At 57.9% G+C, this 24,064-nt stretch carries 25 protein-coding genes; 10 read left to right on the forward strand and 15 right to left on the reverse strand.

Features of this window, described 5'->3' with window-relative positions; all coding sequences use genetic code 11:
• The first annotated feature begins 4 nt into the window (after positions 1–4).
• Entirely contained in the window at positions 5–1,447 is a 1,443-nt protein-coding gene (locus tag AB1E37_RS16620; RefSeq protein ID WP_021313342.1) for an SDR family oxidoreductase, read from the forward strand.
• An 87-nt stretch (positions 1,448–1,534) separates the two neighbouring features.
• Positions 1,535–2,548 carry an NAD(P)-dependent oxidoreductase gene (locus tag AB1E37_RS16625; RefSeq protein ID WP_002896399.1) on the forward strand — a complete coding sequence of 338 codons (1,014 nt, stop codon included), beginning with the start codon at positions 1,535–1,537 and terminating at the stop codon, positions 2,546–2,548.
• On the opposite strand, the gene AB1E37_RS16630 is transcribed toward AB1E37_RS16625, so the two are convergent.
• Together AB1E37_RS16630 and AB1E37_RS16635 are read right to left on the reverse strand one after the other, a co-directional pair.
• Positions 2,545–3,375, reverse strand: coding sequence for an N-acetylmuramoyl-L-alanine amidase (locus AB1E37_RS16630; protein ID WP_032447453.1), 831 nt, complete (start codon positions 3,373–3,375; stop codon positions 2,545–2,547). The genes AB1E37_RS16625 and AB1E37_RS16630 overlap by 4 nt on opposite strands.
• Before the next feature lie 31 nt (positions 3,376–3,406).
• The gene (locus tag AB1E37_RS16635) at positions 3,407–4,546 is read right to left on the reverse strand and encodes a GGDEF domain-containing protein (RefSeq protein WP_004176708.1); all 1,140 of its coding nucleotides are present in this window, start codon (positions 4,544–4,546) and stop codon (positions 3,407–3,409) included.
• A gap of 877 nt (positions 4,547–5,423) precedes the next feature.
• Between AB1E37_RS16635 and AB1E37_RS16640 the strand changes: the two genes are divergently transcribed.
• The 6 genes from AB1E37_RS16640 (at position 5,424) to artJ (ending at position 9,952) form a co-directional block, all read left to right on the forward strand.
• A complete protein-coding gene (locus tag AB1E37_RS16640; protein ID WP_002896394.1) occupies positions 5,424–5,939 on the forward strand; it encodes a lipoprotein in 516 nt (171 codons plus the stop codon).
• Between the two features lie 226 nt (positions 5,940–6,165).
• Entirely contained in the window at positions 6,166–6,894 is a 729-nt protein-coding gene (gene artP / locus AB1E37_RS16645) for an arginine ABC transporter ATP-binding protein ArtP (protein ID WP_002896392.1), read from the forward strand.
• Positions 6,895–6,914: 20 nt separating this feature from the next.
• Positions 6,915–7,646, forward strand: a complete 732-nt coding sequence (artI, locus tag AB1E37_RS16650) for an arginine ABC transporter substrate-binding protein ArtI (RefSeq protein WP_002896390.1) — start codon at positions 6,915–6,917, stop codon at positions 7,644–7,646.
• A 6-nt stretch (positions 7,647–7,652) separates the two neighbouring features.
• Positions 7,653–8,369, forward strand: coding sequence for an arginine ABC transporter permease ArtQ (gene artQ, locus AB1E37_RS16655; RefSeq protein WP_002896386.1), 717 nt, complete (start codon positions 7,653–7,655; stop codon positions 8,367–8,369).
• Entirely contained in the window at positions 8,369–9,037 is a 669-nt protein-coding gene (gene artM / locus AB1E37_RS16660; protein ID WP_004141917.1) for an arginine ABC transporter permease ArtM, read from the forward strand. Before artQ ends, artM begins: the two co-directional genes overlap by 1 nt.
• A 183-nt stretch (positions 9,038–9,220) precedes the next feature.
• Positions 9,221–9,952, forward strand: a complete 732-nt coding sequence (gene artJ / locus AB1E37_RS16665; RefSeq protein WP_002896384.1) for an arginine ABC transporter substrate-binding protein ArtJ — start codon at positions 9,221–9,223, stop codon at positions 9,950–9,952.
• A gap of 86 nt (positions 9,953–10,038) precedes the next feature.
• Here the strand turns inward: artJ and AB1E37_RS16670 are convergent, their stop codons facing one another.
• The 12 genes from AB1E37_RS16670 to AB1E37_RS16725 all read right to left on the reverse strand — a co-directional run bounded on the left by AB1E37_RS16670 (position 10,039) and on the right by AB1E37_RS16725 (position 21,160).
• Positions 10,039–11,511, reverse strand: a complete 1,473-nt coding sequence (locus tag AB1E37_RS16670; RefSeq protein ID WP_002896382.1) for an ATP-binding protein — start codon at positions 11,509–11,511, stop codon at positions 10,039–10,041.
• Entirely contained in the window at positions 11,508–12,224 is a 717-nt protein-coding gene (locus tag AB1E37_RS16675; protein WP_032447452.1) for a response regulator transcription factor, read from the reverse strand. Before AB1E37_RS16675 ends, AB1E37_RS16670 begins: the two co-directional genes overlap by 4 nt.
• Positions 12,225–12,302: 78 nt before the next feature.
• Positions 12,303–13,430, reverse strand: coding sequence for a 23S rRNA (uracil(747)-C(5))-methyltransferase RlmC (rlmC, locus tag AB1E37_RS16680; RefSeq protein ID WP_002896378.1), 1,128 nt, complete (start codon positions 13,428–13,430; stop codon positions 12,303–12,305).
• 41 nt (positions 13,431–13,471) lie between these two features.
• A complete protein-coding gene (locus tag AB1E37_RS16685; RefSeq protein ID WP_002896376.1) occupies positions 13,472–13,960 on the reverse strand; it encodes a YbjO family protein in 489 nt (162 codons plus the stop codon).
• Between the two features lie 57 nt (positions 13,961–14,017).
• Entirely contained in the window at positions 14,018–14,863 is an 846-nt protein-coding gene (potI, locus tag AB1E37_RS16690; protein WP_002896372.1) for a putrescine ABC transporter permease PotI, read from the reverse strand.
• Positions 14,860–15,813 carry a putrescine ABC transporter permease PotH gene (gene potH / locus AB1E37_RS16695; RefSeq protein WP_002896371.1) on the reverse strand — a complete coding sequence of 318 codons (954 nt, stop codon included), beginning with the start codon at positions 15,811–15,813 and terminating at the stop codon, positions 14,860–14,862. Before potH ends, potI begins: the two co-directional genes overlap by 4 nt.
• Before the next feature lie 10 nt (positions 15,814–15,823).
• A complete protein-coding gene (potG, locus tag AB1E37_RS16700) occupies positions 15,824–16,957 on the reverse strand; it encodes a putrescine ABC transporter ATP-binding subunit PotG (protein ID WP_002896370.1) in 1,134 nt (377 codons plus the stop codon).
• 163 nt (positions 16,958–17,120) lie between these two features.
• Complete coding sequence (gene potF, locus AB1E37_RS16705) at positions 17,121–18,233, reverse strand: spermidine/putrescine ABC transporter substrate-binding protein PotF (protein ID WP_002896368.1); 1,113 nt, start codon at positions 18,231–18,233, stop codon at positions 17,121–17,123.
• Between the two features lie 348 nt (positions 18,234–18,581).
• Positions 18,582–19,061, reverse strand: a complete 480-nt coding sequence (locus tag AB1E37_RS16710) for a YbjN domain-containing protein (RefSeq protein ID WP_002896365.1) — start codon at positions 19,059–19,061, stop codon at positions 18,582–18,584.
• Positions 19,062–19,149: 88 nt separating this feature from the next.
• Positions 19,150–20,052 carry a 30S ribosomal protein S6--L-glutamate ligase gene (gene rimK, locus AB1E37_RS16715; protein ID WP_009484278.1) on the reverse strand — a complete coding sequence of 301 codons (903 nt, stop codon included), beginning with the start codon at positions 20,050–20,052 and terminating at the stop codon, positions 19,150–19,152.
• A 114-nt stretch (positions 20,053–20,166) separates the two neighbouring features.
• A complete protein-coding gene (gene nfsA / locus AB1E37_RS16720; RefSeq protein ID WP_004141950.1) occupies positions 20,167–20,889 on the reverse strand; it encodes a nitroreductase NfsA in 723 nt (240 codons plus the stop codon).
• Complete coding sequence (locus tag AB1E37_RS16725; RefSeq protein ID WP_008805812.1) at positions 20,873–21,160, reverse strand: YbjC family protein; 288 nt, start codon at positions 21,158–21,160, stop codon at positions 20,873–20,875. The genes nfsA and AB1E37_RS16725 overlap by 17 nt, the downstream gene beginning before the upstream one ends.
• Positions 21,161–21,362: 202 nt before the next feature.
• Between AB1E37_RS16725 and AB1E37_RS16730 the strand changes: the two genes are divergently transcribed.
• Complete coding sequence (locus tag AB1E37_RS16730) at positions 21,363–21,626, forward strand: GrxA family glutaredoxin (RefSeq protein WP_002896352.1); 264 nt, start codon at positions 21,363–21,365, stop codon at positions 21,624–21,626.
• A 6-nt stretch (positions 21,627–21,632) separates the two neighbouring features.
• Here AB1E37_RS16730 and ybjM read toward each other — a convergent pair whose 3' ends face one another.
• Positions 21,633–22,016, reverse strand: a complete 384-nt coding sequence (gene ybjM, locus AB1E37_RS16735; RefSeq protein ID WP_002896351.1) for an inner membrane protein YbjM — start codon at positions 22,014–22,016, stop codon at positions 21,633–21,635.
• 266 nt (positions 22,017–22,282) lie between these two features.
• Between ybjM and AB1E37_RS16740 the strand changes: the two genes are divergently transcribed.
• Positions 22,283–23,968: an aspartate:alanine antiporter gene (locus AB1E37_RS16740; RefSeq protein WP_004179131.1), complete on the forward strand. Its 1,686-nt coding sequence runs from the start codon at positions 22,283–22,285 to the stop codon at positions 23,966–23,968.
• The last annotated feature ends 96 nt before the right edge of the window (positions 23,969–24,064 follow it).

The raw sequence follows: 24,064 nt of genomic DNA on the forward strand, positions 1-24,064 counted from the left end.
AGGCGTGTCGCAATCAGTTCTGGTGCTCGGCGCCAGCGGCTATATTGGCCAGCATTTGGTGCGCACATTAAGCGCGCGGGGCTATCCGGTGCTGGCGGCGGCACGCCATATCGACCGATTGCAAAAACTCGCTTTGCCCGGCGTTACCTGCCGGTCAGTCGATCTCAATCAGCCGCAGGACCTGCCTGCGCTACTCACCGGTATCGATACCCTTTATTATCTGGTCCACGGCATGGGCGAAGGCGGTGATTTTATCGCCCATGAGCGGCGGGTGGCGACGTATGTGCGCGATGCCCTGCGTCAGTCATCAGTGCGCCAGGTGATATTTCTCAGTTCGCTGCAGGCCCCGGCGCAGGAGCAGTCCGACCATCTGCGCGCTCGTCAGATTACCGGCGATCTCCTGCGTGAGTCGGGCGTGCCGGTGACCGAGCTGCGGGCCGGGATTATCGTCGGCGCCGGCTCCGCCGCCTTCGAGGTGATGCGCGACATGGTTTATAACCTGCCGGTGCTAACCCCTCCGCGCTGGGTACGTTCGCGTACTACCCCTGTCGCGCTGGAAAACCTGCTCGTTGACCTGGTTGAGCTGCTGAATCATCCCTCCGATGCGCACCGCGTCTTCGAAGCCGCCGGTCCGGAGGTGTTAAGCTATCAGCAGCAGTTCATTCGCTTTATGGCCGTCAGCGGTAAACATCGCCCGCTCATTCCCATTCCCCTGCCGACGCGCTGGATCTCGGTGTGGTTCCTCAATGTCATCACCTCGGTGCCGCCGACCATCGCCAAGGCGCTGATTCAGGGGCTGAAGCACGATCTAATCGCTGACGATCGGGCGCTGCGGGCGCTGATCCCGCAAACGCTGATCCCCTTCGATCAGGCGGTTCGCCGCACGCTGAAAGAAGAAGAGCAGTTAGTAAACTCCAGCGACTGGGGCTACGACGCTCAGGCTTTCGCCCGCTGGCGACCAGAGTACGGCTACTATCCGAAGCAGGCAGGTTGCACCGTCGCCACTCAGGCAAGCCGCCAGGCCCTGTGGCAGGTCGTTAACCAAATCGGCGGTGAAGAGGGGTATTTTTTCGGCAATCTGCTGTGGAAAACCCGCGGCGCGATGGATCTGCTGGTCGGCCACCGGCTGGCCAAAGGGCGGCCGCAGCGCGCTTATCTGCAAACCGGCGATACGGTCGACAGCTGGAAGGTAATTATCGTGGAGGAAGAAAAACAGCTCACCCTGCTATTCGGTATGAAAGCGCCCGGGCTGGGCCGATTAAGCTTTACCATTAACGATAAAGGCGATCGTCGTGAACTGGACGTGCGCGCCTGGTGGCACCCGCACGGTATGCCAGGCCTGATCTACTGGCTGCTGATGATCCCGGCGCACCTGTTTATTTTCCGCGGTATGGCGCAACGCATCGCCCGGCTGGCCGAACAAATCTCAGGCAGAGTCGAAGGATAAGCGTTATTCTTTCATGATTCTCATTGCATAGTCGGGAGAATCACGGAAAAATGCGCACGAAATTCTTTTCTGGGACAGTAGAGTGATATGAAGGTACTGGTTACCGGTGCGACCAGCGGATTAGGCCGCAACGCAGTGGAATATCTGCGCAACAAGGGCATCAGCGTGCGAGCGACCGGGCGCAACGAAGCGATGGGCAAGCTTCTGAGCAAAATGGGGGCGGAATTCATCCCGGCAGATTTAACCGAGCTGGTCTCTTCGCAGGCTAAAGTGATGCTCGCCGGTATCGATACCCTATGGCACTGCTCCAGCTTTACCTCGCCATGGGGCACTCAGCAGGCTTTCGATCTCGCTAACGTCCGCGCCACCCGTCGTCTGGGCGAATGGTCAGTGGCATGGGGAGTGCGCAATTTCGTCCATATCTCTTCGCCATCGCTCTATTTTGATTATCACCATCATCGTGATATCCAGGAAGATTTCCGTCCACACCGCTTCGCCAACGAGTTTGCCCGCAGCAAGGCGGCCAGCGAGGAGGTGATCAACCTGCTGGCGCAGGCCAACCCGCATACCCGTTTTACCATTCTGCGGCCGCAGAGCCTGTTTGGGCCGCACGACAAAGTCTTTATCCCCCGGCTGGCGCAAATGATGCAGCATTATGGCAGCGTCCTGCTCCCGCGCGGCGGCAGCGCGCTGGTCGACATGACCTATTATGAAAACGCCGTACATGCGATGTGGCTGGCGAGCCAGCCGGCCTGCGATCATCTTCCCTCCGCCCGCGCGTGGAATATCAGCAACGGCGAACCGCGCACCTTGCGGAGCATCGTGCAGAAATTGATCGACGAGCTCGGCATCAAATGCCGGATCCGCTCAGTTCCCTATCCGATGCTGGATATTATCGCCCGCAGCATGGAGCGCTTTGGCGATAAAACCGCCAAAGAACCCGCGTTTACCCACTACGGCGTCTCCAAGCTTAACTTTGATTTTACGCTCGATATCACCCGCGCGCAGGACGAGCTGGGCTATCAGCCGGTGGTGACGCTTGACGACGGCATCGTGCGCACCGCCGCCTGGCTTCGCGACCACGGTAAACTACACCGCTAACCCTGGCCATATTTTTCTAACAGCGCCTCGGCTATCGCTTCGGTTTGCGCATCCGCTACCCCATCCCAGCGCTGCGGACGGAAGTGCATCTGGAAGGCGATAATCACCCGCTTCTTCTGCGCGGGGGTCATCTCCGGCGTCACCTGATAGCCATAGCGCGAGAGCAAATCCTGTACGATTTCGGGGTCCACTGGCTCGCTGGCCGGCCGCCCGTTGAGATAAAAGGCCACCCGCTGCTCGTCAGGCCAGGCGCCGATCCCCTGCTGCGCCAGCTGTTGCCAGGGGAATAACGGCCCCGGATCGTCTTTGCGCTGCGGGGCGATATCCGCATGGGCGACCACATTCTGCGGCGCGATGTGGTAGCGGGCGATGATATCGCGCGCCAGCGGGATCAGAGCCGCAATCTGTTCCGGATGAAAGGGGGTAAAACTTTTGACGCCCGCCGTCTTCTGCCAGCCGCGGTTCTCCAGCTCAATGCCAATGGAGGTATCGTTAATGCGCGTACTGCCGCGCCAGTAGCTTACCCCGGCGTGCCAGGCTAAATCCTCTTCCGGCACCAGCTGCCAGATCCGCGGTTTATGCTGATAACGCGGGGGCTGTTCAGGAATTAAATAGTGGGAGCTGACCTCTTTATCGGTCAACGTGGCCAGCGAGACATCAAAATTGTCAGCCGTATAGTGGATCACTAACACCTTTATTCGCGGATAGGCAGCCTGCGCCGGATGACGGGTGTCCAGCTGGTATCCGTCGCGATCGATAATGCCCTTTTCCCCAGCGCAGCCGGTTAGCAGCAGCGCCAGCAGCACGATCCGCATCATCCGTTTCATCCCTTCTCCCTTGCCCGGCAGCGTCTCCGGGTTAATAAGACCATTGATTACGTCCTTTATTTTTCGCCTGATACAGCGCACTGTCCGCCCGGGCGATCAGCGTCTCTATCGGGACCGTGCCATCGGAGGCGACGATCCCGATACTCACGGTGACCTCCGACGCCACCGCCGAAGCGGCGTGCGGTAGGCCTGCCTCGCGGATCTTCTGCTGAATGCGCTCGGCAATAGCGGTGGCATGCGCTAAGGACACCCCGGGCAACACGACGACAAACTCTTCGCCGCCGTAGCGAGCCACCAGATCGCCCTCCGCCCGGACCGCCATTTTAAGCACCTGCGCGACAGAAGATAAGCACTCATCACCAGCCTGATGGCCATAGCGATCGTTATAGCGCTTAAAATAATCGACATCGATCATCATCAGCGCCAGCGGCGTTTTTTGCTGCCAGATCGCCGCCAGGTAAGCATTGAGCGCCCGACGGTTAGCGGTTCCGGTTAAGGCATCCTGGTTGGCGATACTTTCCAGCCGCTGAATAAGCTGCATATTCTCCTGGTGGGTATCCCAGGCTTCGTCATACCAGCGCTGCAAAATACGTCGGCCATACAGCAAAATCGCGGTAAAAATGGCCCAGAGGATCAAAAAGCGGATCTCGGTGTGATAGTGGAGCTGTATTCCCGCCAGCAAGGCGGTCACCCATAGCGGCAGCATAAAAGCGGTTATGCCGGGCCAATGGTGATACAGCGCGGTGAGGCCGGTAGTCATTAATATCACCAGCAGCGGCCAGGCAAAGGGCAAGGTCCAGAAAAAAATAAAACAATAATTACTCAGGGACCAGCACAGACTGAGCGCCAGCAGCAGCCCGGTGATGATATTCAACGTATATCGTCCCTGCGCCAGTCGCGGCGTGAGGGCAATAATCACTAAAATGGCCGAAATGATAATAACCGCAATCAACGCCGCTTCGATATAAGGAATAACCGCCCGGTGCGTCAGTAGCCTCTTATCAAAATAGGTAAAGATAAAATTGCGGAAGAAAATCATTAACGCAAAAGCGATATTGACAAAGGCCAGCCAGGGCATACTCATGGACAGCGCATGGCGCTGGACATTATCTCTGGTGGCCCACAACGCGGCTCGCTGCTGCCGGGCGCGCTCTCGCTTATTTGTTAACATCTTAACTCCCTGGTGACCTGCATGACCATGGGCGCAGCCCCTGCCTTTCTATATGATAAACCATGTTACCGGGAATGTCTGTCAGCGCCCTATCCCCTCAGCTCCGGCCTCTCAGGGTGATTTTCAGCTAACGACCGAAGAAAATAGCCTGGTCCGCTCCCGATGGGTGACCGGCTCAAAAAACAAGCATCAGCACTGCGAAATACGTCATCTTTTCGCTAAAAAGCGTTAACTAACCGTCATTAAATTGCAGCATTTTGCTTACAAAAAGCAGTGTGAGTTCAATCTGAATCATTCATTGGTGAATGCAAACAAGAGCATGATGATAGCGAGATAAACAATAGGGGCTAAGAATATTAAATATGCAGCTTTAGTGGCAGGTACAGCATTGTTTTAAGCGGCCAATGCCGTCTCCGCAGAAATTTTAACAAAACAGCTTTTGATAAAGTCCATACGCAATATACCAAAATCGGCGCCATTTCCTCTACTGGTCAAACCGCATCCAACGATGCCCGTGAAGAGCTGATTAAAAAAACAAATGAACAAGGGGGGCGTCATTGTCCCGTCCTCCGGTAATACGGATAAAAAAATGCACGTCGCCACTCGCATCTATAAGAAGAAATAATTACCCTTATCTTTCAAGAGCCATTTCCCTATTTTACGGGGTAATATTTCTTGTTCACGGGAAAATTAAGTTTATTTTTATACTGCCCTGCCTTTTAGCGCCTGACGGAATTCTGTCATCCCCGTGCCGATTTCCCGCCCTAAGGCTGTAGCCACATCAAGGTCTTAGCTCTTTGCGTCAAGTACAATCCGCACGCTATACGCTATGCTTTAACGGAAACTGAAAACGTAGTTCGCTTATAAGGAAATCATCATGCGCTACAAACTTTTTGCTGTACTTCTCCCTTGCGCGCTGGCGCTCAGCGCCTGTACGACCGTCACCCCGGCCTATAAAGATAATGGCACCCGCAGCGGCCCCTGCGTCGAAGGCGGCCCTGACGACGTAGCGCAAAAATTCTACGACACCCAGATCCAGAATCGTACTCAGGATCCGGCGGCGCTGCGCCCCTATCTGAGCGACGGCCTGGCGCAGTTACTCAATGACGCCCGCCAGGATCCCGCCAACAGCAAATTACTGCAGGCTAATCCGTTCTCCAGCAGCAGCACCCCGGCAGACAGCGCCGTGGTCGCCAGTGCCTCCACCATCCCGAACCGCGATGCGCGCAATATTCCGCTGCGCGTCGATCTGAAACAGGGCACCCAGAGCTGGAAAGATGAAGTGCTGATGATCCAGGAAGGCCAGTGCTGGGCCGTCGATGACGTTCGCTATCTCGGCAACAACAGCCATGCGCCAGCCGGGACGCTGCGACAGAGTCTGGAGAAACGCTGATTCCGGAGTTGAAGCGACGCCGCTGAAACGATAACCCCGGTAAAATGTCGGTATTCGCCCCAGGAATGCCGACATTTGCGCCCCCCTCACCCACCAGGCCATATTTTGTGCTAACTTTAAAGCTAAACGTGGTTTAGATTTAACTTTTAACGCATAAATATTGCATAACTATTCTGCCAAAGGTAGTATTTGCGGCCTCAATAGCTATTCGTATCAGACTGCCCAGATGAGTATTAAACTAAACGGCATTAATTGCTTCTACGGCGCACACCAGGCGCTGTTCGACATCACGCTGGATTGCCCGCAGGGGGAAACGCTGGTGCTGCTCGGCCCCAGCGGTGCCGGGAAGAGCTCGCTGCTGCGCGTACTCAACCTGCTGGAGATGCCGCGGTCCGGTTCGTTATCCATCGCCGGCAACCAATTCGACTTCACCAGAGCGCCGTCCGATAAAGCAATTCGCGAACTGCGTCAGAACGTCGGCATGGTCTTCCAGCAATACAACCTGTGGCCGCACCTGACGGTACAGCAGAACCTGATCGAGGCCCCCTGTCGCGTACTGGGGTTAAGCAAGGATCAGGCGCTGGCTCGCGCAGAGAAGCTGCTGGAGCGCCTGCGTCTGAAGCCGTACAGCGATCGTTACCCGCTGCATTTATCCGGCGGCCAACAACAGCGGGTGGCCATCGCCCGCGCGCTGATGATGGAGCCGCAGGTTCTGCTGTTCGATGAGCCTACCGCGGCGCTCGACCCGGAAATCACTGCCCAGATCGTCAGCATCATCCGCGAGCTGGCTGAAACCGGCATTACCCAGGTTATCGTCACCCACGAAGTTGAAGTGGCGCGCAAGACGGCCAGCCGGGTGGTGTATATGGAAAATGGCCATATCGTCGAGCAAGGGGATGCCTCCTGCTTCACGCATCCGCAAACTGACGCGTTTAAAAACTATCTTTCACATTGATGTTTTTCGGGGAAATGACGATGAAAAAAGTACTGATTGCCGCCCTGCTCGCAGGCATGAGCCTCTCCGCTTCCGCCGCGCAGACCATTCGTTTCGCCACCGAGGCCTCTTATCCTCCGTTTGAGCTGGTGGACGCCAACAACCAGATCGTCGGTTTCGATGTCGATCTGGCGAACGCGTTGTGTAAAGAGATCGACGCCACCTGTACCTTCACCAATCAGGCCTTTGACAGCCTGATCCCGGGACTGAAATTCCGCCGTTTCGACGCGGTCATGGCCGGGATGGACATCACGCCGGAGCGTGAAAAGCAGGTGCTGTTCTCTACCCCGTATTATGACAACTCGGCGCTGTTCGTCGGCCAGCAGGGTAAGTTCACCAGCATTGACCAGCTGAAGGGCAAAAAAGTGGGCGTGCAGAACGGCACCACCCACCAGAAATTCATCACCGATAAACATCCGGAAATCACTACCGTGCCTTACGACAGCTACCAGAATGCGAAGCTGGACCTGCAGAACGGTCGTATCGACGCGGTCTTTGGCGACACCGCCGTGGTGACCGAATGGCTGAAGAGCAATCCGAAGCTGGCGGCCGTGGGCGATAAAGTGACCGACAAAGCCTATTTCGGCACCGGGCTGGGCATTGCCGTACGTCAGGGCAACACCGACCTGCAGCAGAAATTTAACGCTGCGCTGGAAAAAGTGAAGAAAGACGGCACTTACCAGACCATCTATAACAAATGGTTCCAGAAGTAAGACTGAATGAACGAAATTTTTCCATTAGCAAGCGCCGCCGGGATGACCGTCGGCCTTGCCGTTTGCGCGCTCGTCATCGGCCTGGTCCTGGCGATGCTCTTTGCGGTACTGGAGTCAGTGAAATGGCGCCCGGTAGCCTGGCTTGCAACCGGCATAGTGACCATCCTGCGCGGGCTACCGGAAATTCTGGTGGTGCTGTTTATCTATTTCGGCTCTTCCCAGCTGCTGCTGACGCTCTCTGACGGTTTCACCATCCCGCTCGGGTTCACGCAGATCCCGGTGCAGATGCAAATTGAGAACTTTGACGTCAGCCCATTCCTCTGCGGGGCGATCGCCCTGTCGCTGCTGTATGCCGCTTACGCCTCGCAAACGCTGCGCGGCGCGCTGAAAGCGGTTCCGCAGGGCCAGTGGGAGTCCGGCCAGGCGCTGGGGCTGTCGAAAGCGGCCATATTCTTCCGTCTGGTGATGCCGCAGATGTGGCGCCATGCCCTGCCCGGCCTCGGTAACCAGTGGCTGGTGCTGCTGAAGGACACCGCGCTGGTGAGCCTGATCAGCGTCAACGATCTAATGCTGCAGACCAAAAGCATCGCCACCCGCACTCAGGAACCCTTTAACTGGTATATCATTGCGGCGGCAATCTATCTCGTCATCACCCTGTTGAGTCAATACATCCTTAAGCGGATTGACCAGCGTGCGACGCGCTTCGAACGGAGACCAGGCTGATGCTCGACTATTTACCCGAACTGCTGAAAGGACTGCATACCAGCCTGACACTGACCGTGGCGTCGATTATCGTGGCGCTGATCCTGTCGCTGATCTTCACCATTATCCTGACCCTGAAGACGCCGGGGCTGGTATGGATAGTGCGCGGCTATATCACCTTGTTTACCGGTACGCCGCTGCTGGTGCAGATCTTCCTGATCTACTACGGCCCGGGACAGTTCCCTTCGCTGCAGGAGTATCCGTGGCTGTGGCATCTTATCTCCGAGCCGTGGCTGTGCGCCCTGATCGCTCTGTCGCTCAACAGCGCCGCCTACACCACTCAGCTGTTTTATGGCGCCATCCGGGCGATCCCCGACGGGCAATGGCAGTCCTGCAGCGCGCTGGGGATGAGTAAAAAGGATACACTGGCGATCCTGCTGCCGTACGCCTTTAAGCGTGCGCTATCGTCCTATTCCAACGAAGTGGTGCTGGTTTTCAAGAGTACCTCTCTGGCCTACACCATCACGCTGATGGAAGTGATGGGCCACGGCCAGCTGCTGTATGGACGCACCTACGACGTGATGGTGTTCGGCGCCGCCGGGATTATCTATCTCATCGTTAATGGACTGCTGACGCTGCTGATGCGCCTGGTGGAACGCAAAGCGCTGGCCTTCGAGCGACGTAGCTAGCACCTGAGCATATTGCATAAAAAGCAAACAGCAAGGCGGACAAGTCAAACACCTGTCCGTCTTTTTTTATGACGATAGAAATACTTAATCATTTTTATTGCATATAAATTCATTTAATGGCATTGTCACTCTATGCCGCAGACACGGTGAATAATCATAAGATAGACAGACGGGAGTTCCACGATGAAAAAGTTAGTTCTGGCTGCACTGCTCACCTCTTTCGCGTTCGGCGCCGCTGCCGCGGAAAAAATCAGCTTTGGCGTCTCCGCAACCTATCCGCCGTTTGAATCGATGGACGCTAATAACCAGATTGTCGGCTTTGATATCGATCTGGCCCACGCGCTGTGCAAACAAATGCAGGCAGAATGTACCTTTACCAACCACGCGTTTGACAGCCTGATCCCGGCGCTGAAGTTCAAGAAATATGATGCGGTGATTTCCGGAATGGATATTACGCCGGAGCGGAGCAAGCAGGTGGCCTTCACCGACCCGTACTACGCCAACTCGGCGCTGGTGATCGCCAAAAAAGATGCGTTCCATTCTTTCGATGACCTGAAAGGCAAACGGATCGGCATGGAAAACGGCACCACCCACCAGAAATATCTGCAGGATAAGCATCCTGAGGTGAAGACCGTCGCCTATGACAGCTACCAGAATGCGATTATCGATTTGAAAAATGGCCGTATCGACGGCGTGTTCGGCGACACCGCAGTGGTCAACGAATGGCTGAAAACTAACCCGCAGCTGGGGGCAGCCACGCCGAAAGTGACCGACCCGCAATACTTCGGCACCGGACTCGGCATTGCCGTGCGCCCGGATAACAAGGCGCTGCTGGAGAAACTGAACGCCGCGCTGAAAGCGATTAAGGCCGACGGTACCTACCAGAAAATTAGCAACCAGTGGTTCCCGGAGTAACTTTTTTCGCCGGGTGGCGCTGCGCTTACCCGGCCACCGCTCTTCCCCGTTGGCCGGGTAAGGCGTAGCCGCCACCCGGCGATTTCTCAAAGTGGCACGAAGAACCTGAACCGCGCCCCGCTTACCGACTCCACCAGTCTGATATCGCCCCCGTGCAGCTCCAGCATTCGTTTTACAATCAGCAACCCTAACCCACCGCGATCCTCCCGCGATGCCTGGGTAGACAACGCCGACGGCCGCTGGAACAGATCGTCGCGCAGCGCGGCATCGACGCCCGCTCCGTTGTCTGCCACTTCGACCTGAAGCTGTTGATTCTCCTGCCAGACCGCCAGACGGATCTCCCCGCCGACGGGAGTATGCCGCATCGCGTTATCGAGCAGATTGGTCACCACCCTCTCAATCATCGACACATCGGCGTTAATCAGCGGCAGCGGTCCCGGTACATCAATATGCAGGTTCACCTCGCGCGTGCGGGCAGTTAATTCAAACTTCTGCGCCACGTCGGAAATCAGCTCCCCCATCGCGAAACGCTCGCGCTGCGGCTTAATGCCTCCATGCTCCAGTCGCGCCAGCTCAAACAGCTGCTGCGAAAGATGGCGCACTTTGTTGCCCTGGCGCAGGGCGATGGTGAGATACTGCCTGCGCTCCTCGGCGGTCAGCCATTCATCCTTCAGGGTCAGCGTTTCCAGATACCCCAGCAGCGAAGTCAGCGGCGTGCGCAAATCGTGAGAGATATTGGCCACAAATTCACGGCGCTGGCGATCGCTGTCGGCCAGCCGATCCCACTGATCGGCAATCTGCCGGGCAAGGTCAATAAAGCGGTTCTCGAGCACCGCCACCTCGTTACCAGGCCGGGGCTCCGGCCTGCGGGCCGCCAGGGTTTTGATGGCGCTGATGCTGTCCTGGCCGCTCGCCGCCACCTGGGCGGTGAGCAGGCGGACCGGCCGGGTGACCCAGAACCATGCCAGCCCCCCTGCCAGCAGGCCAAACAGGGCCACCAGCAGCAGCGTCCACAGAACAATGCTCCACAGCGTTTTTTGCCAGGCGTCGGCCGCCAGCTGATTAAACGTCTCCCCCTGCAAAATGATATACAGGTAGCCGCGCAGTTGGCCGTCGACGCGCAGCGGGGCGGCGCTGAAGACTTTTCGTCCGTCGGGACTGCGCGGATCGTCGCCATACACCGGCGACGCACTGCCGGTGAGAAAAGCCTGCACCGGCGCCATGTCGATACGCTGGCGCTGGATATGGCCCGGCGGCGCCGCATCGGCCAGCAGGTCGCCATCCGGCGACAGCAGATAGAGCTCCACGCTGGGATTAAAGGTCATCAGTCGGTCAAACAGCGACTTCAGGGTTTGCCGGTTGACCTCGCCGTGGGCGTCCAGCAACGGCTCGCGGGCGACAATCTGTTGAGCCAGCCCGGACGACAGACGCTGCACCATGGCGTTGCCATACTGCGCGCTGCTGTGTAACTGGACGGCGCATACCGCCACCGCGCATAGCATCAGCAGGGAAACCACCACCAGCGCCAGCCGCTGGCTGAGGCTCAGGCGGCGGATCACGGGACGGCCTCTTGCGTCACCGGGGCGAACTTATAGCCTTTTCCCCAGACGGTAAGAATGATGTCCGGCTCGGCCGGGTCACGTTCGATTTTACTGCGCAGGCGGTTGATATGGGTATTGACGGTATGCTCATAGCCCTCGTGCTGATATCCCCAGACCTGCTCCAGCAGCGCCAGGCGGGAAAACACTTCCCCTGGGTGGCGGGCGAAGTAATACAGCAGGTCGAATTCACGCGGCGTGAGGTCCACCGTCTCGCCGCGCAGCTTCACTTCGCGCGACAGCGGGTCGATGCTCAGGCCATGGCAGGACAGGTGCCCGGCGTCCATCAGCAGATTCTGCCCCATCGCCTCCTGGCGACGAAACAGCGCTTTGACGCGGGCGATAAGCTCCAACAGTGAAAAGGGCTTCGCCAGATAGTCGTCGGCGCCCATCTCCAGGCCCAGCACGCGGTGCATTTCACTGGTGCGAGCGCTGATGATAATCACCGGTAGGTAGCGGGTCATCTGGCGGATACGCCGGCAGATCTCCAGACCATCGACGCCGGGCAGCATCAAATCGAGGATCACCGCATCCCAGACCTGCGTCTCCAGCCGGGCGAGGGCTTGGCCGCCGTCGGCTTCATGGACGATCTGATAGCCCTCATCCTGAAGATTGAGCCGCAGCAGCGTGGCTATATCCTCGTCATCTTCCACCAGCAGAATGGTTTTGGCCATTAGATTCCCCCCACCAATAACAAAACATGCTGCGTCAAGCTTACCCGATTTCATCGGCGCAAAGCCTTCACATTTTGTTTAAACTTCGCGGACCAGCAGGGTCAGCACTTCGTAGTGGGCGGTGTGGGGGAACATATCAAACAGCTGGACCCGCTCAACGCGATAGCCGCTAAGACGAGCGATATCGGTCGCCATGGTGCGGGCGTTACAGCTGGAATAGATAATATAGGGCGGCGCCATGCGGCTTAAATAGTCGCATAGTTCAGCGCCAATACCGCGGCGCGGCGGGTTAACCAGCACCAGCTGCGGGGCATCCGCTTCGTGAGTGGCGAACTGCGTCGAGTCCAGCGCCTGAAAATGCAGATTGCTGAGCCCCAGCTGCGCGGCTGACTGTCTGGCGCAGGCGATGGCTTCCGGGGCGATCTCGATACCGGTCAGGCGCATCGTCGGCGTCGCGCAATGCAGGCCAAATCCCCCAACGCCGCAAAACAGATCCCACATATGCTGGACCGGCAGCGCGCGCACCCAGTCGCGGGCCGTGGCGTACAGCCGGCTGGCTACCGCCGGATTGGTCTGAAAGAAGCTTTGCGGGCGGATCCACAGCGGCACCCCATTAAAGACCTCCCCCAGCGCCTGCTGTTCGGTGAAGAAGATCTCCTGCTCACCTTCCATGATTGCCATATGCACCGGCTGGATATTCGCCGTGATCACGCTGAGCTGCGGCAGCTGTGCCTGTAGCCACGGCAGCGCGGCGCGCAGCTGAGCCACCTTGGCCTCTGAGCGCAGCACGAAGCGCAGCATCATCTCCCCCTGCTGGCTGGCGGTCAGCAGCAGGTATTTCAGCTCCCCGCGTTTGCGCGCGACGTTGTAAGGTGTTAACCCGGCGCGGGCGATAAAGGGCTTCAGGGCAGCAAAAACCGGGGCAAACTCGGCGGGATAGAGCGGGCAGTCGGTGAGGTCCACCGGAGTGCCATCGCGGTGCAGCATCCCCAGCAGCGGACGCTCAACGCTGCCGCTGACCACCATTTTAGCCTTGTTACGGAAAGCCGCCTCCGGCCCGCTGACCGGCTCGCCCCAGGCTGCGACCGGGATCGCCGCCAGCAGCGTGCGCAGATCGGCCATTTTATCGGCGAGCTGTTGCGGGACCGGCCGCTCCAGCCATTGACAGGAGCGGCAGCGGCCGGCGTCGTAGAGTGCGCAATGCATAATTGACCTTCAAAAATCCAGGGGCGGGGATTGTATCACCGTTATTGCAGGCGGAAAAAGCGACGGCAGTTCGCCGGCACGAACAGCAGCGTCAGAACCAGCAGATCCGGCAGTTTTTGCATCACCAGCGAGTGGAAAATTTCTCGTTTTGATTCCCCGGGAATGCTGAACAGCTCCGGATACCCGTAGCCCAGCGATGCCGCCCACAGGTAGCCGGCAGCGATAATCTGCGTCAGCAGATAGATCCAGCGCGCCCAGTTGCGCCCTTTCACCAGCGAGAAGGCGCACCAGATTTCGATAAACACCAGCGCCAGGCTGCCGAGAAAGACCAGCGTCAGGTTCCATGTCTGAACGCTGCGGTGTATGAATTCGTTCAGCCCCTGCAGGCCCAACAGATTAAGGATCATCAGCAGATCCAGGCCACGAATCAAAATAATAGCAAAGGCCGCCACCTGCACCAGCGCAGGGACGTTAAGGCGGGCATGCGATGAGCGAGTTTTCGTAAACAATCCCAACGTAATGTCTTCCATGAAAACGGCGCCACAGGGTGGCGCCGACCGGAGGCTGCTGTACCGATTTTAGGTGGTTCAGCCTTGTCTTGCACGCTGGATATCGCGCACTCGCTGCTTTTCTGCGCGGGCCATCAAATACCAGGCGATAAAACCAACAATACCGACCACGCCGAGGATGAGCGTCGCCAGGGCGTTGATCTCCGGGTTGACCCCCATGCGCACGCTGGAGAAGACCAGCATCGGCAAGGTCGTGGCCCCGGGACCGGAGACAAAGCTGGCGATCACCAGGTCATCCAGCGACAGCGTGAAGGCCAGCAGCCAGCCGGAGATCACCGCTGGCATAATCATCGGCAGCGTGATGACGAAGAAGACCTTCAGCGGCGCGGCGCCAAGATCCATCGCCGCCTCTTCAATAGAGTGGTCCAGCTCGCGCAGGCGCGAGGAGATCACCACCGCCACGTAGGCGGTACAGAAGGTGACATGCGCCAGCCAGATGGTCAACATGCCGCGGTCCGACGGCCAGCCGATGGCATGTCCCAGCGCCACGAACAGCAGCAGCAGCGAGAGACCGGTGATCACGTCCGGCATGACCAGCGGCGCGGTGATCATAAACGCGAAGCCGTTGGAGCCGCGAAAACGCCCAAAGCGCACCATCACCACCGCGGCGATGGTACCGAGGATCGCCGCCGCCGTCGCCGCGCAGGCGGCGATGGTCAGGCTCAATCCTACCGCGCTCATCATCGCATCATCGTGGAACAGTTCGCTATACCAGCGCGTCGACCATCCGGCCCAGACCGTTACCAGCTTCGAGCTGTTGAACGAGTAGATCACCAGCATCAGCATCGGGGCGTAGAGGAAGGTGAACCCGAGCACGAGGATCAGAATGCGCCACGGCGAGCGTACTACCGGCAAGTCGTTCATCCCTGCTCTCCCATCTGTTTTTGCTGGTGCTTGTGGAACCACATGATCGGCACGATCAGCAACAGCAGCATGACAATCGCCACCGCCGAGGCGACCGGCCAGTCGCGGTTGTTAAAGAACTCCTGCCACAGCACGCGGCCAATCATGATGCTGTCCGGCCCGCCCAGCAGTTCCGGGATCACGAACTCGCCGACCGCCGGGATAAACACCAGCATGGAGCCGGCGATAATGCCGCCTTTGGTGAGCGGGACGATCACCTGGAAGAAGGTCTTCAGCGGCCGGGCGCCGAGATCCAGCGAGGCCTCCACCAGCGAATAGTCGATGCGGGTCAGCGCGGTGTAGATAGGCAGCACCATAAACGGCAGATAGGCATACACGATACCGATGTACACCGCCAGGTTGGTGTGCAGGATCTCCAGCGGCTGATCGATAACCCCTAACCACAGCAGGAAGTTATTCAACACCCCGTTGCTCTTCAGCAGCCCCATCCAGGCATAGACGCGGATCAAAAACGAGGTCCACGACGGGAGGATCACCAACAGCAGCAGAATATTACGCGTCGACGGCTTGCTGTGCGCCACCGCCCAGGCCAGCGGATAGCCCAGCAGCAGGCAGCAGATCGTCGAGATACCCGCCACCTGCAGCGACTGGAGATAAGCTTCAAAATAGAGCGGATCGTCAGTCAACTGTAGGAAGTTGGCAAAGTTAAGCGTCAGCGTCAGCTGGCCGTCCGCCCACTCCATCAGCTCGGTGTAGGGAGGGATCGCCCGCGCCATCTCGGCAAGACTTATCTTGAACACGATCAGGAACGGTAGCATAAACAACAGGATCAGCCACAGATAGGGCAGCGCAATCACCAGCTTGCGGCCATGCGCCATCTGCAGGCGCGCCGCCCACAGCGCGAAGCCGCCCGGTTTTTTCGCCCCTGACGGGGATTCAACGGTATTCATCGCCCTCTCCTCACACCGTCAGCACAACGCAGCTGTCAGCATCCCAGCATAAACGCACCTCATCGCCCCAGGTGGGCGTCCCTTTCCGATGGCGGTGTTCATTCTGCAGCTGGGCGCTGATCATCTGCCCGCTTTGCAGGCGCACATGATAGATAGAGAGATCCCCCAGATAGGCGATATGAATCACCTCGCCGACGGCAAAATTGTAGCCGTCCGCCGGCGGTTCATCGCACAGCATGATCTTCTCCGGACGCAGCGCCACCCAGACCGGCACGTTGTCCACCACCGAGGCGTCGGGGTCGACCTTCAGCGGATGCATCAGCCCCGGCGAGCTTAGCACCAGACCGTCTTCCAGACGCTCCTTCACCAGCCCTTCAAAGACGTTCACCGAGCCGATAAACTCGGCGCTGTAGCGGGTGGTCGGGTGCTCGTAAATCTCTTCCGGTTCGCCAATCTGCACAAACTTGCCGCGATTCATGATGGCGATACGGCCCGCCATGGTCATCGCCTCTTCCTGATCGTGGGTTACCATCACGCAGGTCACGCCAACGCGCTCAAGAATATCCACCACCTCGAGCTGCATGCGATCGCGCAGCTTTTTATCCAGCGCCCCCATCGGTTCATCAAGCAGCAGCAGCTTGGGCCGTTTCGCCAGGCTGCGCGCCAACGCGACGCGCTGCCGCTGGCCGCCTGAGAGTTGGTGCGGCTTACGTTTGGCAAACTCCTGCATATGTACCAGGGCCAGCATCTCCTGCACCCGGGCGGTGATTTCCGCCTTAGGCAGGCGGTCCTGCTTCAGGCCGAAGGCAATATTCTGCTCAACGGTCATATGGGGAAACAGGGCATAGGACTGGAACATCATATTAATAGGCCGCTGATAGGGCGGCACGCGCGCCAGATCCACGCCGTCGAGCATAATCTGCCCGGCGGTCGGTTGTTCAAAGCCCGCCAGCATGCGTAGCAGCGTCGATTTCCCGCAGCCTGACGCGCCCAGCAGAGCAAAAATTTCGCCTTTGTAGATAGTGAGACTGACGTCGTCGACCGCATGCTGGCCATCAAACGACTTGGTTAAGTTACGGATTTCCAGTAGCGGGGTCAGCGCTTTGGGGGCTTTCGCCTGTGGGCGGGGCATTACGTCGTTCAATCGGGTGCTCTCCGGCAAAAAAACGATCACCATATGGTCCGGTGCCATACTTCGTGCTTAACAGTGCATTTGCACCATCCTGGTGCTTCTGCTCGCCGGGCGCGCTGCTATTTCCCGGCGAGTGCAGATCTGATTTGGTCCGTATTCGACGGGCCGTCAGGAATTATTTGCCGCTCTTCACTTTGGTCCACGCGCGGGTGCGCACGCGGTCAATCTTCGGATCCTGCACCTTCAGCGTGAACAGTTTGGCGAACACATCCGCTGGCGGATAAATCGCCGGGTTGTTACGGATAGTCTCGCTGACCAGCGGCGTGGAAGCCTTGTTGCCGTTGGCGTAGAACACCTGGTCGCTGATTTTGGCGATGACGTCCGGACGCATCAGATAGTTAAGGAACTGATAGGCTTCATCTTTATTCTTCGCGTCGGCCGGCATGGCAAAGACGTCAAAGAACGCCAGCGCGCCTTCCTTCGGAATAAAGTAGGAGACATTGACGCCGTTCTTCGCCTCTTTCGCGCGGTTGGCCGCCTGCCAGACGTCCCCTGCCCAGCCGATCGCCACGCAGATGTCGCCATTGGCAAGGTCGTTAATATATTGCGAAGAGTGGAAGTAGCGAATGTTCGGCCGCAGCTTCAGCAGCAGATCGGTCGCCGGGCCGGTGTAATCATCCGCTTTGCTGCTGTTCGGATCTTTGCCGAGGTAGTTCAGCACGGTGGCGAAAATCTCTTCCGGCGCGTCGAGGAAGGAGACGCCGCAGCTTTTCAGTTTTTCGAGGTTCTCCGGCTTCAGCACCAGATCCCAGCTGTCCACCGGCGCATCTTTGCCGAGAACGGCTTTCACCTTATCCACGTTGTAGCCAATGCCCGTCGTCGCCCACAGGTAAGGCATGGCGTATTTATTCTCCGGGTCATGCTTGGCGACCAGCTTCAGCACTTCGGGGTCAAGGTTCTTCCAGTTGGGCAGCTTACTTTTATCCAGCGGCTGGAACACGCCCGCCGCCAGCTGGCGTTCGAGGAAGCTTGCCGACGGCACCACCAGGTCGAAACCGGTGCTACCCGCCATTAATTTGCCTTCCAGCACTTCGTTGGAATCAAAAACGTCATACACCACTTTAATCCCGGTCTCTTTTTCGAAATTCGCTACCGTGTCCGGCGCGATATAATCAGACCAGTTATAAACATGCAGGGTTTTTTGTTCGGCGGCGAGCGAACCGGCAGAGACGGCCATCAGCGCACCCGTAACCAGACCTGTTAACCATTTTTTACCAAAGGCGGTCATATCTCTTTTCCTTCTCAACGCCCGTTAACTTACGGGCTCAAATATACGCATTTCTACGCATGCAAAAATCATGCATATTTTTTCATTGCCTGAGAAAAGGAGAGCGGATCTCTCCCGGAGTGGTTGCTCGCAACTGGAAGCATCGCCAGAATAACTGTAGCCAGAATAAGAGGCTATAGCCCAGGTAAAAAAACGCCTTTTATCAAATTTTTATGCAATAACGGTCTACGTGATAAGCCAAAACGGCCTGAATGGCGGTGAATAATGCTTTAAAGAAAGGTTAAATGCAGAATAAAAGCGGGTAATACGCAGCCGCTGCGGTAGTGGCTGCGCTAATTTTAGGCAGGTTTAGTGAAGAAAATGGTATTGCACGTTTTCCGCCGCAGGCTCTTCTTCTTCGCCTTTGTACAGCAGCTGATTTGCGCCGGCTTCGAGGATTACCATCGAGATCTGCTCTTCGCTTTGGCGGAAGAACCAGGCGAACTGCTCCATGGTCACCCCTGGGCCGATAGACAGCGACTGGCAAACCACCAGCTTGGGCAAATTATCGTCCTGAATGTCGATAAACGCCTTCACGGTTAACGAGCTGGCGTTGATGGCCGAGAGATCCGCCGACAGCGCCAGCAGGGCAGACGGCTTCACCTCCGCCAGGGCGGAAAAGAGCACCACGTTGTCCACCAGGTCAATTTTGGCATCAAAAATACCGTCGAAATTCTGCATATGCGGCAGGTGCAATGCCTGACAGGAATCGCACTCAAAAAAGCTGATGCCGATCTCGTCCAGCCAGCGACGTAGCGTATCCAGACCTGGAACGACCAGTGAATCCATAGTGCCTGTGACCTCTTACAGTGGAAAAACGACGCCATAGCTTACGCAAAAAAAGCGCCGCATACCATGGCCGTCTTGCATCCGGCGGTTAGCCGCCTATTTTCAAACAGAATTCCGGCGTCGCCTGGCGCTCGATCCAGGCGATCATCTTGCCGGCGACATCCACGCCGGTGGTGGTTTCCACCCCTTCCAGCCCCGGCGAGGCATTCACCTCCATCACCAGCGGCCCGCGGGCGGCGCGTAAAATATCGACACCGGCGGCGTCCAGCCCGAGAGTTTGCGTTGCCTTGATGGCAATGGCCCGCTCCTCCTCGCTAATCTGCGCCACCGTGGCCATGCCGCCGCGGTGCAGGTTAGAGCGGAAATCCCCCTCTTTCGCCCGCCGCTCGATCGCCGCCACCACCTCATTGCCGACCACCAGGCAGCGGATATCGCACCCTTTCGCTTCGGCAATGTATTCCTGCACCAGAATATGAGCGTTCAGTCCGCGAAAGGCGTCGATCACGCTCTCCGCCGCCTGGCGGGTCTCCGCCAGCACCACGCCGATCCCCTGGGTGCCTTCCACCAGCTTCACCACCAGCGGCGCGCCGCCCACCATGGCGATCAGATCGCTGGTGTCATCCGGGGAGTGAGCGATGCCGGTCAATGGCAGATCGATGCCCTGGCGCGCCAGCAGCTGCAGCGAACGCAGCTTATCGCGAGCGCGGGTGATGGCGACCGACTCATTCAGCGGATAGCTTCCCAGGAGCTCAAACTGGCGCAGGGCCGCGGTGCCATAGTAGGTGATCGCCGAGCCAATGCGCGGGATCACCGCATCAAAGTGCGGCAGCTGACGCCCTTTGTAGTGGATCGACGAGGCCACCGGGCTGACGTTCATATAACAGGAAAGCGGATCGAGGATCTCGATCTGATGACCGCGCTGTTGCGCTGCTTCGCGCAGGCGCCGACATGAATAAAGCGTTCCATCCCGGGATAATATGGCAATTTTCATCCTGCACCTCTGCGAAAAGACCCGCTCTGGCGGGCCTCAGCTATCGAACACACTTTCACCTTTCCTGCGGCCGGCGGCGGATATCACCTGGCCGGAGCAGCAGTGTACACGTAATCAGCGCGTTGCCCACCCCTGCTTATGCAGATAGTCAAGAATAAACGGACGACTCTCTTTCACGATAGTGCGCCGGATATGGTCGCTCCAGGTATCGCGGCGGGCGTTGCTGCCGCGCGACAGATAATAGTGCGCCAGCTGTTCGTCATACTCCGCCAGCAGCGCGTTATCCAGCGGCTGATAGCGGTTCTCATGCACCAGCATGGCCGCCGGCATCCGCGGCTTGATATCCGGGTTATCCGCCGGCCAGCCAAGGCAAAGACCGAACAGCGGCAGGACGTGCTGCGGCAGCTCCAGCAGCTCTGTGACGGCCTCAATGCTGTTGCGCAACCCGCCGATATAGACGCCCCCTAGTCCGAGGGACTCGGCGGCGATCAGCGCGTTTTGCGCCAGCAGCGCCGTATCGACAACGCCGATCAGCAGCTGTTCCGCCAGCCCCAGCTGCGCCTGTGGGCAGATCTGCAGGTGGCGATTAAAGTCGGCGCAGAAGACCCAAAACTCCGCCGCCTGGGCGACGTGCTGCTGGCCGCCGGTCAGCGGGACCAGACGTTCACGCAGCGCCGGGTCAGTAATACGGATGATGGAGGTGCACTGTAAAAAACTCGAGGTAGATGCCGCTTGCGCGCTGGCGATAATCTCTGCGCGCTGTTCGTCGCTCACGGGGGCATCGGTGAAGTGGCGGATGGAACGGTGGCTGCGCAGCAGCTCAATGGTCGGCGTCATTACGTTTTTCTCTGTCAGACAAGGATTCAGGCTTTGGAGAGTGCGTTAACTGCGGGGCCACGATCTGCGCCATCCGCCACATCACGACGATGGCGGCGGGGATCATCAGCACGATCCCGGCAAAGAGCATCACCAGCGCCGCGGTCGGGCTGGCAATGGGCGCAGGCAGCTGGACATACTGGTTAAGGGAGAGCCAGGCGAGGGTTAACAGCCCCATCCCGAGGATCTCAACCAGCAGAATGCTTTTCGGCAATGGGGCAAATTTTCGCATCACGCCTCTCCGGTTGATAAACGCGGCGCGCCAGCCAATTCCACCGCGCCGTCGGGCCAGTATACGGGTTTTGACAGTCCGACATTTATCAAACATAGCCGTAAACCATCGAAGTAAAAGGCAGAACCTTCTTTCCCTCCCCGCCCGTTGCAGGCATCATAAGCGCCATTCGCCATCCGGCTGAGGTTTAAGGAGAGAAGCAATGTTTACCGTTATTTTTGGTCGTCCAGGCTGCCCTTACTGCGTTCGCGCTAAAGAACTGGCAGAAAAACTGACCAACGAGCGTGATGATTTCAACTACCGCTACGTGGATATTCATGCCGAAGGCATCAGCAAAGCTGACCTGGAAAAAACCGTTGGCAAACCGGTTGAAACCGTGCCGCAGATTTTCGTCGACCAGAAACACATCGGCGGCTGCACCGATTTTGAAGCCTGGGCAAAAGAGAATCTCGGCCTGTTTGCCTGAGTCAATTTATTTGCTCGATGAATGACTGCGCCAGGTATCAAGCCAGGCGCAGATAAACAAAAAGCACAATGCCCCAAGCGCGCACCAGAACACGGCGCTCAACACCCACGCCATCTCCTGCCAGAACGTCCGGTGGGTCACGAAGAACAGCCGCATCGTCACCATGCAGACCGGCGCCGCCAGTATCGCGCCGAGCAAAGGACGCAGCACCCGCCGTCCGGGAGAGAGACAGCTCGCCGCCGCCCCTGGCAGCAAAAAGAAGAGCAGGCCCAGCTCCGGGTTGCCGCTGGCGCGAAATGCCCCTTTCATATGTAACAACAACGATAAGCACACCACAATGAACAGAACGAAGCCACAGATAATGCCGGCCCAACTACGCTCAGATTTCACCGTATCCTCCTGATGTTGCCTCTAACTCACGTCCACGTCGCCCAGTCAGATAAAGCATTTCGGCAATCCATGCCAATAACTCCCCTACCAGCCTAAAAACGATTGTCACTAGCCGCCGCATCCAGGAAGGATTAAACTAGCGGTATATTTTTGCTGGTTATAACAGGGTGCCAGAATAGGTTCGCGACAACGCGAACGCCTGAGCAACCTTAGACCAAATAACCATTTCCTTCAACAACTTACTAGTAAATGAGAAGTTGGCTTTCGTGAATATAAACGTCGCAGATTTGTTAAACGGGAATTACATCCTGTTATTATTCGTTGTACTTGCATTAGGACTATGCCTGGGAAAACTGCGTCTCGGCTCAGTACAACTTGGTAATTCCATTGGCGTTTTAGTCGTTTCTCTATTATTAGGCCAGCAGCATTTCGCGATTAACACCGATGCCCTTAATCTCGGCTTTATGCTGTTTATTTTTTGCGTTGGCGTAGAAGCCGGGCCCAACTTTTTTTCTATTTTTTTCCGCGACGGGAAAAACTACCTGATGCTGGCGCTGGTGATGGTCGGCAGCGCGATGCTGATCGCCATGGTGCTGGGTAAAGTGTTCGGCTGGGATATCGGGCTCACCGCCGGTATGCTGGCAGGCGCCATGACCTCCACCCCGGTGCTGGTGGGTGCGGGCGACACCCTGCGCCATTTCGGCCTGCCCAGCGATCAGCTGGCGCAGTCGCTTGACCATCTGAGCCTCGGCTATGCCCTGACCTATCTGGTTGGTCTGGTGAGCCTGATCGTCGGCGCCCGCTATATGCCCAAGCTGCAGCATCAGGATCTGCAGACCAGCGCCCAGCAAATCGCCCGCGAGCGCGGCCTCGATACCGATTCCAAACGTAAAGTCTACCTGCCGGTGATCCGCGCCTACCGCGTCGGCCCGGAGCTGGTGGCCTGGGCGGATGGCAAAAATCTGCGCGAACTGGGTATTTACCGCCAGACCGGCTGCTATATTGAACGCATTCGTCGCAACGGCATTCTGGCCAACCCGGACGGCGACGCGGTGCTGCAGATGGGTGACGATATTGCGCTGGTGGGCTACCCGGACGCCCACGCCCGCCTCGACCCGAGCTTCCGCAACGGTAAAGAGGTGTTCGACCGCGATCTGCTCGACATGCGCATCGTCACTGAAGAGATTGTGGTCAAAAACCACAACGCCGTCGGCCGCCGCCTGGCGCAGCTCAAGCTTACCGACCACGGCTGCTTCTTAAACCGGGTTATTCGCAGCCAGATCGAGATGCCTATCGACGATAACGTCGTACTGAACAAAGGCGACGTGCTGCAGGTCAGCGGCGACGCCCGCCGCGTAAAAACCGTGGCCGACCGCATCGGCTTTATCTCCATTCACAGCCAGGTGACCGATCTGTTGGCCTTCTGCGCCTTCTTTATCGTCGGCCTGATGATCGGCATGATCACCTTCCAGTTCAGCTCCTTCAGCTTCGGCATCGGCAACGCCGCCGGACTGCTGTTCGCCGGCATCATGCTTGGCTTCCTGCGCGCCAACCACCCAACCTTCGGCTATATCCCGCAGGGGGCGCTGAACATGGTGAAAGAGTTTGGTCTGATGGTATTTATGGCCGGGGTCGGACTCAGCGCCGGCGCCGGGATCAATAACGGTCTGGGCGCCGTCGGCGGCCAGATGCTGGCGGCAGGGCTTATCGTCAGCCTGGTGCCGGTGGTGATCTGCTTCCTGTTTGGCGCCTACGTGCTGCGCATGAACCGGGCGATGCTGTTCGGCGCCATGATGGGAGCCCGCACCTGCGCCCCGGCGATGGAGATCATCAGCGATACCGCGCGCAGCAACATTCCCGCGCTCGGCTACGCGGGCACCTACGCCATCGCCAACGTGCTGCTCACCCTCGCCGGGACGCTCATCGTGATCATCTGGCCAGGGCTACAATAAATTTTTTGCGAAAAAAACCGTCACAGGCAGAACTTTTTCTCAGGGCATCAGTCATAAGTAATGCCACTGCTTTTCTTTGATGTCCCCATTTTGTGG

Origin of the sequence: Klebsiella sp. Shm-1 (genome assembly GCF_040804525.1) — a bacterium.
Lineage (GTDB): Bacteria > Pseudomonadota > Gammaproteobacteria > Enterobacterales > Enterobacteriaceae > Klebsiella > Klebsiella pneumoniae.